General features: G+C 44.3%; 8 protein-coding genes and 1 pseudogene. 6 read left to right on the top strand and 3 right to left on the bottom strand.

Annotated elements, in window-relative coordinates:
* The first annotated feature begins 312 nt into the window (after positions 1-312).
* Positions 313-3,747 carry a transcription-repair coupling factor gene (mfd, locus tag VM932_RS02000; protein ID WP_326276904.1) on the top strand — a complete coding sequence of 1,145 codons (3,435 nt, stop codon included), beginning with the start codon at positions 313-315 and terminating at the stop codon, positions 3,745-3,747.
* A 213-nt stretch (positions 3,748-3,960) separates the two neighbouring features.
* On the opposite strand, the gene VM932_RS01995 is transcribed toward mfd, so the two are convergent.
* The 3 genes and pseudogenes from VM932_RS01995 to VM932_RS01985 form a co-directional block, all read right to left on the bottom strand.
* Entirely contained in the window at positions 3,961-5,118 is a 1,158-nt protein-coding gene (locus VM932_RS01995) for a serine hydrolase domain-containing protein (protein ID WP_326276903.1), read from the bottom strand.
* Between the two features lie 388 nt (positions 5,119-5,506).
* Positions 5,507-6,166, bottom strand: a complete 660-nt coding sequence (locus VM932_RS01990; RefSeq protein ID WP_014032964.1) for a hypothetical protein — start codon at positions 6,164-6,166, stop codon at positions 5,507-5,509.
* A 54-nt stretch (positions 6,167-6,220) separates the two neighbouring features.
* Positions 6,221-6,526, bottom strand: a pseudogene (locus VM932_RS01985) (YraN family protein); the annotation flags it as partial.
* Positions 6,527-6,749: 223 nt separating this feature from the next.
* Here VM932_RS01985 and VM932_RS01980 point away from each other — a divergent pair.
* The 5 genes from VM932_RS01980 (at position 6,750) to VM932_RS01960 (ending at position 15,366) form a co-directional block, all read left to right on the top strand.
* Positions 6,750-8,261: a DUF1800 domain-containing protein gene (locus tag VM932_RS01980; RefSeq protein ID WP_326276902.1), complete on the top strand. Its 1,512-nt coding sequence runs from the start codon at positions 6,750-6,752 to the stop codon at positions 8,259-8,261.
* A gap of 10 nt (positions 8,262-8,271) precedes the next feature.
* Positions 8,272-9,990, top strand: a complete 1,719-nt coding sequence (locus tag VM932_RS01975) for a DUF1501 domain-containing protein (protein WP_326276901.1) — start codon at positions 8,272-8,274, stop codon at positions 9,988-9,990.
* A 142-nt stretch (positions 9,991-10,132) separates the two neighbouring features.
* Positions 10,133-12,229, top strand: a complete 2,097-nt coding sequence (gene metG / locus VM932_RS01970; protein ID WP_326276900.1) for a methionine--tRNA ligase — start codon at positions 10,133-10,135, stop codon at positions 12,227-12,229.
* 109 nt (positions 12,230-12,338) lie between these two features.
* Entirely contained in the window at positions 12,339-14,471 is a 2,133-nt protein-coding gene (locus VM932_RS01965; RefSeq protein ID WP_326276899.1) for a Tex family protein, read from the top strand.
* Complete coding sequence (locus VM932_RS01960) at positions 14,464-15,366, top strand: histone deacetylase family protein (protein WP_326276898.1); 903 nt, start codon at positions 14,464-14,466, stop codon at positions 15,364-15,366. The genes VM932_RS01965 and VM932_RS01960 overlap by 8 nt, the downstream gene beginning before the upstream one ends.
* Positions 15,367-15,383: the final 17 nt, after the last annotated feature.

Below are 15,383 nucleotides of genomic sequence, written 5' to 3'. Positions count from 1 at the left end.
GACACGGAATCCAAGTTGAGGTTTCTCGACTGTTCCTTCGACTGCGCTCGAAATGACATCCGTGGTTCAATTGTCATCCTATGTTTGTAAGAGGATGTAACTATGTATTGATAATTTAGAGGATTATCAATAAAAAGGAGAAAGAGCAAGACAATTAAGATGCCGAAACGCCGTACCGGTCGGCAGGCAGGGATTCAGTATGATGACGACTCGGTCATTTCGAAATGAGATGCAACGCGTCGATTGAGAAATCTAAAAAAACATTTTTAGTAAAAGGTTTCGCGGTTTATCTTTGCCGCAAAGTTTTTTGGATTGACCAAAACCCCGATTTCACAACTTTTTGAACAGTCTCCCCCACTTGGGAAACTGAGGGAGATTATTGCCCAAACTGTCACTTCGAGCGCAGTCGATAAGTCCTTTGCCAACCAAAAAACCAATATAAAGGGACTTGTCGGTTCTTCACTTTCCTTTGTAGTTTCCGAAGCTTTTAAGTCGGCTGAATCACCATTTCTGTTGATTTTGAACGACAAAGAGGAAGCAGCTTATCATTTAAATGATTTGGAACAACTAATTGGTGAAAAAGATGTGCTTTTTTACCCAGGAAGTTACCGCAGACCTTATCAAATTGAGGAAACCGACAATGCCAATGTGCTGTTACGCGCCGAGGTTTTGAACCGTATCAACTCCAGAAGAAAACCTGCGGTGATCGTCACCTACCCCGATGCCCTTTTTGAAAAAGTGGTTACCCGAAAGGAGCTTGACAAGAACACCCAAAAAATAAAATTGGGCGATGAGATTTCGTTGGACTTTTTGAACGAGGTGCTTTTTGAATACCAATTTAAACGGGTGGATTTTGTGACCGAACCCGGGGAATTTTCCGTTCGTGGGGGTATTGTGGATGTATTTTCCTTTTCGCATGATGAACCTTACCGAATCGAATTTTTTGGCGATGAAGTGGACAGTATCCGAACTTTTGATGTGGAAACGCAACTTTCCACGGACAAGGTGAAGAAAATCGCCATTATTCCCAATGTGGAAAACAAGTTCACAGAAGAAGTACGGGAAAGCTTCCTGAAATATATTTCACCCAAAACGGTGGTCTTTGCAAAGAACCCTTCTTTGATCTACGACCGTATCGATTCCTTTTTTGAAAAGGCAGAGGAGCGTTTTGCCAAGTTGAGCCAAGAAATCAAACATGCAGAACCGAAGGAGCTTTTTTTGGATTCAGCTTTGCTGAAAGCTCAGTTGAAGGATTATTTATGTTTCGATATTGGTCCTTCTTCTATCACTTCGAGCCCTTCGACTGCGCTAGGGATGACAGCTTCAGTTGTCCAATTCAACACCAAACCCCAGCCAGCATTCAACAAAAAGTTCGACCTCCTCATTGAAAACCTCAATGATAATCGGGATGCGGGTTACAGTAATTACATTTTCTGTTCCACCGAACAACAGGCCAAGCGCTTCCACGATATTTTTGAAGAAGTGGACGAAACGGTTCACTACCAGACCATCATTTTTCCTTTGTATAAAGGGTTTGTGGATGACGACCTTAAATTGGTATGCTATACCGACCATCAAATATTTGAACGCTATCATAAGTTCCATCTAAAAAATGGCTACGCCAAAAAACAGGCCATCACGCTCAAGGAACTCAACAAACTGGAAATTGGGGATTATGTTACCCACATTGATCATGGTATCGGTAAGTTCGGGGGGTTACAAAAGATTGATGTGGAAGGCAAAAAACAGGAAGCCATCAAACTGATCTATGGCGACCGCGACATTTTGTACGTGAGCATCCATTCGCTTCATAAAATATCCAAATACAACGGCAAGGACGGTGCCCCACCAAAAATATTCAAGCTCGGTTCCGCTGCTTGGAAAAAACTCAAACAAAAGACCAAGGCAAGGGTCAAAAAAATTGCTTTTGACCTTATTAAAGTTTATGCCAAGCGAAGACTCGAAAAAGGGTTTAAATACGCTCCCGACAGCTATCTGCAACACGAGTTGGAAGCATCTTTCTTGTACGAGGACACTCCCGACCAGGAAAAAAGCACCCAAGATGTTAAGAAGGATATGGAAAGTGAACGCCCCATGGACCGACTTATTTGTGGGGATGTTGGTTTCGGAAAAACCGAGGTGGCCATCCGTGCGGCATTCAAGGCTGTGGACAATGGCAAACAGGTGGCTATTTTGGTCCCTACTACCATTTTGGCTTTCCAACATCATCGTACTTTTTCGGAACGATTGAAGGAAATGCCCGTAACAGTGGATTACCTCAACCGCTTTAGAACGGCCAAAGAGAAAAGGGAAACCCTTGAAAATTTGGAAAATGGAAAGGTAGACATCATCATTGGCACGCACCAGCTGGTCAACAAAAATGTAAAATTCAAGGATTTGGGCTTGCTCATCGTGGATGAGGAACAGAAGTTTGGTGTTTCAGTCAAGGAAAAACTACGTTCCATAAAGGAAAATGTGGATGTGCTTACCTTAACGGCAACTCCTATCCCAAGAACCTTACAGTTTAGTTTGATGGCCGCTCGCGACCTATCCGTCATCAATACGCCGCCACCGAACCGCTACCCCATCGAAAGCCATGTGATTCGATTGAACGAAGAAATTATCCGTGATGCCGTGTCCTACGAAATCCAACGCGGCGGGCAGGTGTTCTTTATCCATAATCGCATTGAGAACATCAAGGAGGTGGCCGGAATGCTCCAACGTTTGGTGCCAGATGCCAAAATTGGGATAGGACACGGACAAATGGAAGGCAAAAAACTCGAAAACCTTATGCTTTCCTTTATGAACGGGGAGTTTGATGTTTTGGTCTCCACCACCATCATAGAAAGCGGGTTGGATGTGACCAATGCCAATACCATTTTTATCCACAATGCCAACAATTTTGGTTTGAGCGACCTCCACCAAATGCGTGGGCGTGTTGGGCGAAGCAACAAAAAGGCTTTCTGCTATTTCATTACCCCACCTTACGAAGTAATGACCACGGAAGCCCGAAAACGCATTGAGGCCCTGGAACAATTTACAGAGCTGGGCAGCGGTTTCAACATTGCGATGAAAGACTTGGAGATTCGTGGTGCAGGTGATTTGTTGGGAGGTGAACAAAGTGGGTTTATCAACGAAATTGGGTTTGAGACCTATCAAAAAATATTGTCCGAAGCCATTGAGGAACTCAAGGAAAACGAGTTCAAGGAACTGTATGATGAAGTAGAGGGCGACAAGGAAAAAGTATATGTAAAAGAGATGCAGTTGGACACGGATTTTGAATTGCTCTTCCCCGATGATTATATCAACAACATCACCGAACGTTTAAACCTCTACACCCAATTGAACGATGTGGAGGACGAGGAAGGGCTTCAAAAGTTTGAGGCCCAGCTGGTGGACCGTTTTGGCGAATTGCCCGAACCCGTAGTTGATTTGATGAACTCCGTCCGCATTAAATGGATTGCCACCCACATTGGCTTGGAAAAGGTAATCATGAAAAAGGGCAAGTTTATCGGTTACTTTATCGCCGATCAGCAATCCAGTTTTTATCAAAGTGCCGTGTTTACCCAAATACTGCAATACGCACAGACCCATCCCCAACTTGTAAAGCTCAAGGAAAAACAAACCCGAAACGGACTTCGATTGTTGTTGGTTTTTGATAGGGTTACGAGTGTGGACAAGGCATTGAAGGTTTTGGAGCCGTTCATGCCCGTAAAATCATCCCAACCTAGTGATGTTTCCGCCTAGGTTAAAGAGATTTCTCACTCCCGATAAAAATCGGGATGTTCGAAATGACAAGTACAAGTATCGTTCCTGCGATGGCAAGAATCCATCTATAATGAGATTCTGGAACCTGCCTTTACAGGCGGTTCAGGGAAACGAGAGTCTTTAATAAATCTCAAATATGCAAGAGATCCCGTGTCGTATTTCGACTTCGCCCAACAATCGCACGGAATGACATTACAAAGCCTCATACACCTGCTTCACAAACTTCCCCATTTTTGAAGGCTCCAACCAACGGGTCACGATGACCAATCCACTTTTTTGGTCCACCACAATAAAGTTGCCGCCAAATCCAGCGGCGTAAAACACATGTTCGGGAACACCCTCCCAATGACGGCTTCCCTTTTGGTTGAGCCACCACATATAGCCATAATTTACATTGGGCACCGAAGGTATGGTTGCTTTTTTAATCCAATCTTCACTGATTATCTGCTGATCCTCCCACTTTCCATTGTTCAGGAACAACACCCCAAAACGGGCCATGTCCTCAGTAGAAATAAAAAGTTCCGCGCCTGAGTGTCCCCCACCCGTAACGGATTTCATTTGCATCCCATCGACTACGGTCCAAGCATTTTCGTAGCCGAACCAGCGCCAAGTAGTGGTGGCCCCAATTTTGTCCATCAGTTGCTCTTTGAGTACCATGGGCAAGGGTTTTCTCCACACATGGGTGAGCGAATAGGCCAATACGTTTACTCGAACGTCGTTGTACTCCATTACTGTGCCAGGCGCGTTCAGTTTACGGAATTTCCAATCGTCCAGACCACCTTCGCTGGGCGGGCGGTCGGCCCAATCCTTACCGCCCCAAAGTTCCCCCGACCAATCTGAGTTTTGTTGTAGCAAATGCTCCCAAGTTATTTTGGAATTATGTTCCCCATCAAAAGTGCCATCCCAAATATAGTCGCCTACTTTATCTTTGGTGTCGTCAATCAATCCTTGGTCTTCGGCTACACCTGCCACTGTAGAAAGAAAGCTTTTGGTAACGCTAAAAGTCATATCCACCCGTTTGGTGTCGCCCCAAGAGGCCAAAACATACCCATTTTTCATAATCATTCCAGCAGGTCCGCCCCTTTTTTTGGTAGGCCCCAGAATTTGATGAAAAGGTTCGCGTTTGAAGCCTTCCAATATGGCAATCCGCAAATCCCTGGAACCAGAATATTCATTGGCATTGGCGTATTCCACGGCTTTGTCCAAGGCTTCTTGGTCCAACTTAAATTGTCCTTTTTCTGCTGCTTTCCACGTTTCGTAGCGTTGTGGGAAATTGATGTTTTGAGCGTTGACTGTACAGGTTGTGGTGAATGCAACAAGAAGTGCTGCTGCAACTAAGGTGTTTTTCATTTTTGAAGTTTGGTTTGGACAAGAAAGGTAGTGATTGTTGATGAATTTATCGCACCCGAAAAACCCGAGGGTATTTTAGTCAGATTCCGAAAAGTAGCCGTTCTTTTTTAGGTGGTGCCATGCTTCGCTCTCGCTGCTTTTTTGCCAACTTTACACTAATTTTTTTAATATTCAATGATGAAAACCGCATCCTTGGGAATGAGGTAAATGGACTGTCGTTTGATTTTGGGGGGGAGAGTATAAAAATATAGGCCAAATAGCACGAATATAGCACCATTAGGCCCAATAAACTACAAAGAACCCTCTTATGGTCATTTTTGCAAAAAGTGTCTTTTTCTACAACGAAGAAGGTTTCGTTTTGGTTTAGATCAAGAAAAGGAATCCCGGACTATAGTGATTTTAAATCTTTGATGGTTTTGAAAGCAACGTCGACCTGTTCATCGTTCACCAAAATAGTAAACTCGTTGGTGGTAGAAATTACCTCGTAAAGCACAATGCCTTCCCAGGCCAAGCGCTGAAAAATAAAATAATAAATTCCGGGAACCGAAACATTCTCTGCGGGCAATTTTACGGTAATTGAGGAAAGTCCTTCGGCTTTTTGGGTGCAGCGTTCCATTTTAAAGTACTTTTCCACAACACCGTCCATTATATTACTGATCACAATATTGATCTCGTTCACTCCTCGCGATGAAGTATAGAATACATCTTGGTTAACATTGACCTCTTCCAACAATCTAGCTTGTTGCTGCAAAATGGTGTCCGAAGCCAAAAATGTGTAATCGGTAAGGTTGGAACGTACCGTAATCTCCCCAATATTCTTAAGGACCTTAACAATTTTATGGGTGGCCCTAAACTCCAAATCGTCGGATAGGCGTTTAAGCGCCATTACAATGGCTCCATCCTTTACATCTTTACCCAATTCCTCCGCTATTTCCGGTTTTATCTGTCTGGATAAAGAGGTTAAGTTGATAATCCCTTGTGCCAAAGCGGTTTGTAAAAAGGGCTTTTTCTTGATGTAATGCTCAACTACTGCAGATATTGTTTTCATTTATTCAGTTGGTTTTGAACAAAAATAACATATTGTTACAAAACAAACAAATGGTTAGAAATGGCAGAATGCATTTTCAAAGTGCTCAATGTCAAAATTATCAGCATTTTTTACCACGGTAATTGCATCGAACCTAGCCTCTAAATCACTATCCAATTCTTCCATGTAATGGTTGGCCGCCATAGTTAAAAGCTTCACTTTTTTAGGTGTGATGACACGGGAAATATCTTCCAAAAACCCCATATTTATTGACTTTACTTCAACTCTTGCCAAAAAACCATCTTTCTCCGCAATAAGATATACCCCGGCATTGGGATACCTAAAGTTAAGTGCTCTTATCCCGTATCCGGAAGCCTTTAAAAAGTCTACTGCTTATTACTCTCCCAGTTTTTCAAATGTGTTATGACCGTCCATACAATTTGTAAAAATCAAAAAAAAATAGGCATTTTATCGAAAAAATTGGTCGTTCATGGACTTTAGTGCGTTAAGATTGTACTTTGTTGGCTCAATTGAACCACATCCAACACTAGCATAAGCAATAGTTACCCCCAAACTATGTAACAAATTAACGCCAGACATTGCTATGGAGTACTTTATCAATTGTAATTCCTCAACTTTGGCGCCGTACACTACTCCATTAGATGAGTTACGTGCTGCCCACTTGTACCGAAGGCTTGGTTTTAGTGCCTCCCTAGAAACCGTGAATGCCGCTGTGGGGCAATCAGCAAGTGTCCTCGTGGACAACTTGGTAGACCAAGCCCTCAGCTTACCGACCATACCTCCTCCTGAATGGGCGGATTGGACCGGTGCCAATTATCCTGAAGATGATGATTTGACCAGACAACTGCGCAGTGCACAAGTTGAAGGTTTTACAACTACATACGGCAACGCACTTTTGGACAATAGCCTCAGGGATAGAATGAGCTTCTTTTGGAGCAACCACTTTGTTACGCAGTTGGAGACCTATAATTGCCCACAATTCCTTTATTATTATATTCTTTGCTTGCAGCAGAATGCATTGGGCAATTTTAAGAACCTCACCAGTGAGGTCGGGCTCACCAGTGCCATGCTCTACTATTTGGACGGTGCCAGAAACCGAGGGGACAATCCCAACGAGAACTACGCGCGTGAACTTTACGAGCTTTTTACCTTAGGCGAAGGGAATAACTACACAGAAGAAGATATTATTGAAACCGCTAAGGCACTCTCCGGATACACCGAACGTGGTGAGGAGAGTTGTACACAGGTTACCTTTAATCCGGAGGATTTCAACACTGAAAACAAAACAATATTTGGTCAAACCGGTAATTGGGGGTACGATGATGTCATTGATATACTGTTCAATCAAAGACCTGATGAAATTGGATGGTTTATCTGCAAAAAACTGTACGAGTTCTTTGTCCATCCAGAAGCAACCGACGAAGATGGGGGAATTGCCCCACAAATTATTGATGGTTTGGCAGATACCTTCATTGGCAGTGGTTTTGAGATTGCCCCGGTACTGCGTCAACTTTTCAAAAGCCAGCACTTTTTTGATGAAACCGCGATTGGTGTCATCATAAAAAGTCCAGCCGACCTTTATTTCAATTTATTGAAGGAAACCGGCTTCACCTACGATGACGGAACGGTTTTAAATATGATCGATGCCTGTTCCTTAGTTGGGCAACGCTTTTTTCAACCGCCTGAAGTGGAAGGTTGGCAACGTGACCGAACATGGATCAATACCAATTTTATTATAGGTAGGTGGTTAACCGCAGAAGTGTTCTTGGAACGTTTTTTTCAAAACGAACCAGAACAATTTAGAAATTTGGCCATGGATGCCGTTGGCCCAGCTGATAGCAATACAAGCAACCCGGAAATTGTGGTTAGGGCTTTGGTGAACAAGTTTACACCAAAGGGCCTATTGACGGATGCCGATTTTGAAAGAGCTATGGATGCCTTCAAAATTGACGATGTTCCGGAAGAATATTACTCACCCGATTATTTTCCCGGAGGAACAAGCCAATGGATGCTTCAAATGAGTGCAGAATCACCAACACAGGTGCATATCCTGTTGCGTCATTTATCCAGAGAACCCGAATTTCAACTCAAATAACCCCACCACCATGTGCGATAATCACCATACCCACGATACATCTCCCCACAAAGGCCTAGAACACGAGGGCCATGATCTGGAACACAAAAAATGGAGCCGACGTTCCTTTGTCCAAGCATTGGGCATAGCAGGTTCGGGTTCCATGTTCTTGGGGAGCCATCTAATTTCGGCTTCCTCACCTTCACCGCTTACCGCTGCAGTTGCTGCCGCGGAAACAGACAATATTTTAATCCTGATCCGTCTATCGGGAGGGAACGACGGACTCAGTACCGTAATCCCTATCCAACAATATGATACGTATGCAAATGCAAGGCCCAACATTTACATCCCAGAAAGCAAGGTCTTAAAACTTACCGACGATTTTGGGGTGCCCACTTACATGGGTGCCTTGGAATCCCTTTGGGGCGACGGCCAATTTAAGGCCGTGCACGGCGTAGGGTATGAAAACCAAAGTTTGTCCCATTTTACGGGCTCCGATATTTTTGCCAATACCGATTTGACCACTACCGGATTCTCTGGAGAGAACACTGGTTGGATGGGCAGGCATTTTGAAGAACTTTACCCCGATTACCTAATCAATCCGCCGGCTGCCCCTGCTGCCATTCAAATTGGAAACTTGGCAAACATGGTTTTTCAAGGGGAAGAAACCAATTATGCATTTGTGACCAACAATGTAGATCAGTTGGAACAGATTGCTGAGACCGGTGCTTTTTACGATATCGAAAATGCTCCGTTTGATGATTGTATGTATGGCGACCAATTGAGGTTTCTCCGTGGTGTTGCCAATACGACCTACGAGTATGCAGGTACGATTCACGATGCCTACATGAGAGGTCAAAATCAAGTAGAGTATCAGGACAATGGCTTTGCAAGGCAATTGGCGCTCTTGGCACGTTTGATCAAAGGGAATTTGGGCACCAAGGTCTACATGATTTCCTTGGGAGGCTTTGACACCCACGGCAATCAACCCATCGTGCACGAACGTTTGATGTCCAACCTATCTGTGGCCATCAACAATTTCTACGAAGACCTTGCATTCACAGAGCAAGATGATAACGTACTAAGTATGACCTTCTCCGAGTTTGGCCGTAGGATTTTTGAAAATGGTTCCAACGGTACCGATCATGGAAAGGCCGCCCCTACCCTGTTCTTTGGTTCAGGATTGAGCGGTAGTGCCTTTGTTGGCGAACACCCTTCGCTGGATGAACCCAACAATCGCGGCAATTTGGAATACACCATGGACTTTAGGAACCTTTACGGAACCGTATTGGCCGAATGGCTCTGTGTTCCAAGGGAATCCGTGGAACAACATCTATTGGGCCATCCCTACCAAGCTATCGATCTAGGCTTCAACTGCAGTGGCGAGGAATTTGATGATATTGCCATGGACAACGACCCACCTACATTGCCGGAGACCCCGCCGAGCCAAGACCCTCTAGACCCGAATGTTGATATTTTGGATACCATTGAACATGCAGCGGTTTACCCTCCTGAATCGCCAAGAAACCCTAAAATTGAATGGATTATGCCTATAGCTGCACATGTAGATATTGAACTCTTCAATATTTTGGGGCAGCGTGTAGGCACCTTGTTCAATGAAATGGTCATGGAAGGTAGAATGGAGGTATACATTCGGGAGCGACTACGCGATAGCTTATCCACAGGAAAATATATTTACCGAATTTCTGTGGGCGATAAAAAAATGAGCAAATCAGTAATGATTTCTTAAAAAAGCGGGGCACTTTGTTGTCCATTTTTCGGAGCCCTTCGGTAATGCACCCCCCACCCCAAATAGGGTAACATTTTCGGAGGTTCCTTTTTTATGTCTATCCCGTTAAAATCAGTATTTTTGGGCCTAATTTGAATTATACATGACTCAAAATACATCCCCTTCAAGGTACACCATTACTGCAGCACTGCCTTACACCAACGGCCCCATTCATATTGGGCACTTGGCCGGTGTTTACGTTCCTGCGGACATCTACACCCGTTATTTACGGTTAAAAGGAAACGACGTAGCCTTTGTCTGCGGCAGTGACGAGCACGGTGTGGCCATTTCCATGAAGGCCAAAAAAGAAGGGGTCACCCCAAAGGAAATTATAGACAAGTACCACAACATCATCAAAAAATCCTTTGCTGATTTTGGTATTTCCTTTGATAATTATTCCAGGACCTCGGCACAAGTTCACCACGAAACTGCTTCTGAGTTTTTCAAAAAAATGTACGAGCACGGTGATTTTATCGAAGAAGAAACCGAACAATTGTACGATGATCAGGCCAAACAGTTTTTGGCAGACAGGTTTGTCATCGGAACTTGCCCCAAATGTGGGCACGAAGAAGCGTATGGCGATCAATGCGAAAATTGCGGGTCATCGCTGAATGCTACCGACCTCATCAATCCAAAATCCACCATAACGGGAACGGTTCCCTCCTTAAAAAAGACTAAACATTGGTTTTTGCCTTTAGATAGATACGATGATTTTTTGAAGGAATGGATCATTAAAGACCATAAAGCCGATTGGAAACCCAATGTGTACGGTCAATGTAAATCTTGGATAGATGAAGGGTTGAAACCGCGTGCCGTGACCCGTGACTTGGACTGGGGCATCCCCGTTCCCGTAGAGGGCGGCGAGGGAAAAGTACTCTATGTGTGGTTCGATGCGCCTATTGGCTACATTTCTTCCACAAAAGAATGGGCCGATCGCGAAGGAAAAGATTGGGAACCGTATTGGAAGAACAAAGACACCAAATTGGTACATTTTATCGGCAAGGACAATATTGTGTTCCACTGTATCATCTTCCCGAGCATGTTAAAGGCCCATGGCGATTTTGTACTACCGGACAATGTTCCTGCCAATGAGTTTCTGAACCTTGAAGGGAACAAACTATCCACCTCAAAAAACTGGGCGGTCTGGTTGCACGAGTATTTGGAAGAGTTCCCCGATATGCAAGATGTGCTCCGATATGCTCTGACCGCGAACGCACCAGAGACCAAGGACAACGACTTTACTTGGAAAGATTTTCAATCGAGGAACAATAACGAACTGGTGGCCATTTTTGGCAACTTCGTGAACCGTGTGACGGTGTTGACGCACAAATACTACGGAGGTGGGGTTCCAGCCCCAGCCGACCTTACAACTGTAGATAAAGAGGCCCTGCAAGCCTTGAGGGAATTTCCAGAAATCTTGTCCAAATCACTGGAACGGTACCGTTTCCGTGAAGCGGGCCAACAGTTGATGAATTTGGCGCGATTGGGCAACAAATATTTGGCGGACGAAGAACCTTGGAAACTCATTAAAACGGATGAGGAACGTGTAAATACCATTATGTACGTGGCACTTCAGATTGCAACGGGATTGGCAGTGCTTAGCGAACCCTTTTTGCCGTTTACTTCAGAAAAATTAAAGGGCATTCTAAATGTAAGGTCGAGCGCAGTCGAGATCGATTGGGATAGTGTTGCCACAGCTGAAACATTACTTCCCGCGGGACATACCATCAACAAAAGTGAACTGCTTTTCCGAAAAATCGAGGATAAGGAAATTCAACAACAATTGGACAAACTGGAAGCCACCAAAAAAGCCAATGCTTCGACTAAGCCGAGCACAGGTGCAATGGACAATGAAATAGCCCCACAAAAAGACACCATCACTTATGATGATTTCTCCAAACTCGATATGCGTGTGGGAACTATTATCGAAGCCCAAAAAATGCCAAAGGCCGACAAACTCTTGGTATTGAAAGTGGACACAGGTTTGGACACCCGAACCATTGTCTCCGGAATTGCCAACAGCTTTAAGCCTGAAGACATTGTGGGCAAAAAAGTAACCGTTTTGATCAATTTGGCCCCAAGAAAATTGCGGGGAGTGGAAAGCGAAGGGATGATTTTGATGACCGAAAACAGAGATGGAAAAATCGTTTTCATGAACCCAGATGAGGATGGGGTTGATAATGGGGAGGCTATAAGTTAATTCATATCCAAAGGAACTGTCCGGTCGAGCGGAGTCCAGGCCCACATTAAAAATTTGGATTGTAAGACTTCTCGACTGCGCTCGAAGTGACAACAACTAAATAAACAGCATGCAACTTGTCCCCTACATAATCCGCCACACCAATCTTTCCGAAAAAAGTGTGGAGAACACCGTGGCACTTTTGAACCAAGATTGTACCGTTCCCTTTATTTCAAGGTATCGAAAGGAACTTACGGGCAATTTGGATGAAGTTCAGATTGGTTCCATTGTGGAGTACAAAACCCAGTTCGAGGCACTGGAAAAAAGAAAAGCGGCCATTGTTAAAGCAGTTTCGGAGCAGGATGCCCTTACCCCAGAACTGGAAGCAAAGTTTTTGAACTGTACCGACTTGACCAGTTTGGAGGACCTCTACCTCCCGTTCAAAAAGAGCAAAAAGACCAAGGCGGAGACCGCACGTAAAAATGGGTTGGAACCTTTGGCCAAGATCATTATGGCGCAACGGAGCGATGAAATCGAATTCATTGCTTCCAAATACCTGAACAAGGACGTCATCAACGAAGATGATGCTCTTGAAGGGGCCAGGCACATCATTTCCGAATGGATCAACGAACGGACCGATATCCGAAATCAGCTACGCGGTCAGTTGGAACGCCATGCCCTTATCACCACCAAATTGGCCAAGACCAAAAAGGATGATGAAAAGGCCCAAAAATTCAGGGATTATTTTGATTGGAGCGAACCCTTGAACCGCTGTCCCTCGCACCGATTTTTGGCCATCATGCGAGCCGAAAAGGAGGGTTTTATCCGGGTAAAAATCGAAATAGATAACGAAAGGGCCCTCCAAAACATCGAAAGACGCTTGATCAAATCCAACAATGCCTGTTCCGAACAAATCGAATTGGCCATAGCGGACGCCTACAAACGACTTTTGTTGCCATCCCTGTCCAACGAACTTTTAAAAACCGCTAAGGAAAAAGCGGATGCTTCCGCCATTCAGGTTTTTTCTAAAAACCTGAAACAGCTGCTCCTTGGTGCACCCTTGGGCGAAAAACGTATTTTGGCCATAGATCCAGGTTTTAGAACGGGCTGCAAAGTAGTTTGTTTGGACGAGCAGGGCGATTTAAAACACAACGAGACCATTTATCCCCATCCCCCACAACGTGACAGCTCAGGGGCCATCAAAAAGATAAGTTCCTTGGTGGATGCCTACAAAATTGAGGCCATTGCCATTGGCAACGGAACAGCATCTCGCGAAACCGAGCAATTGGTAAAACGTATTCCATTTAAAAAAGAGATTGAGGTGTTTGTGGTGAGCGAAGCTGGAGCATCTATTTATTCGGCTTCCAAAATCGCACGTGACGAGTTCCCAAATTACGATGTTACGGTAAGGGGTGCCGTTTCCATCGGTCGCCGTTTGGCCGATCCCTTGGCCGAATTGGTGAAAATTGAAGCCAAGTCCATTGGTGTGGGGCAATATCAGCATGATGTAGACCAAACCCAATTGAAAACATCATTGGACACCGTAGTAGAAAGCTGTGTAAACTCCGTTGGAGTCAACATTAACACGGCGAGTGTTCCCTTATTAAGTTATGTTTCCGGTATTGGACCCAAATTGGCCGAAAACATCGTTGCCCACCGTAACGAAAACGGGAAGTTCAAAAATAGGGAGGAGATCAAAAAAGTAGCACGATTAGGTGGAAAGGCCTTTGAGCAAAGTGCAGGGTTTTTACGCATCAAAAAGGGTGATAATCCTTTGGATGATTCCGCCGTACATCCAGAGAGCTACGGTTTGGTATCGAAAATGGCCAAGGATCAAGGCGTCCCACTCAAAGAAATCGTAGGGAACAAATCGGCCCTGCAAGGCATCGACCTAAAATCCTATTGTACCGACACCATAGGTATGCCCACCTTGGAGGATATTCTGAAAGAATTGGAAAAACCGGGCTTAGATCTCAGAGAAAAGGCCAAGGTCTTCACGTTTAACCAAAACATCAAGGAGATTACTGACCTGCGACAAGGTCAATTGCTACCCGGCATTGTCAACAACATTACCAATTTCGGTTGTTTTGTGGATATTGGGATCAAGGAAAGTGGTCTTATCCACATTTCCAACCTTTCCGATTCTTTTGTGAAAGATGTGAGCGAACATGTAAGTCTTCATCAGCAAGTGGTTGTTAAGGTTTTGGATGTTGATGTGCCACGAAAGCGAATTCAGTTAGCATTGCATAAACAAGATGCTTAAAATAGCCTATCACCCCCTTTACAAACATCCATTGCCTGAAGGACATCGTTTCCCCATGATCAAATACGAGTTGTTGCCACAGCAACTGCTCCACGAAGGAACTTGTACTGAGCATAATTTTTTTGAACCTGAATTAGCTGAGGACCATCATATTTTAGCCGTACATGATGAGGTTTATTTTAAGGATTTGGTGGATTTGAACCTCTCTAAAAGCGCTGTCCGCAAGATTGGTTTTCCATTAAGTGATGAACTTGTTTTAAGAGAGCGAATCATTGCTGACGGTACAATAAAGGGATGTGGATTTGCGCTAAAACATGGCATTGCCATGAACATTGCTGGAGGAACGCACCATGCTTATTCGGATAGAGGAGAAGCCTTTTGCATGCTGAACGATCAAGCGATTGGCGCTCGATACCTTTTGAACAATGAACTAGCCAAAAAGATATTGATTGTGGACTTGGATGTTCACCAAGGCAATGGAACTGCGGAAATATTTAAGACAGACCATTCTGTTTTTTCGTTTTCCATGCACGGAAAGGGCAACTATCCCTTCAAAAAAGAGGTCTCTGACCTTGACATTCCTTTGGAAAAGGGCACTACGGATGAGGAATATCTGTCCATTCTAAAAAAAAACTTGCTGGAATTATTGGAACAGGTTCAGCCTGATTTTATCTTTTATCTCTGTGGTGTGGATGTTTTGGAATCGGATAAACTGGGCACCCTGTCCATGACATTGGAGGGGTGCAAGGAACGTGACCGTTTTGTGCTTCAAACCTGTTACGATGCAAAAATTCCCTTGCAATGCAGTATGGGTGGCGGTTACTCGCCGGACATCAAAATAATAGTAGAAGCGCATGCGAACACTTTTCGTCTTGCCCAGGATATTTATGAGTAATTTTAACGACTACTTTT

Source organism: Flagellimonas halotolerans, assembly GCF_035818535.1.
Classification (GTDB): domain Bacteria; phylum Bacteroidota; class Bacteroidia; order Flavobacteriales; family Flavobacteriaceae; genus Flagellimonas; species Flagellimonas halotolerans.
The sequence above is the reverse complement of the archived record's forward strand: the minus strand, read 5'-3'. Positions and strand labels throughout refer to the sequence as shown.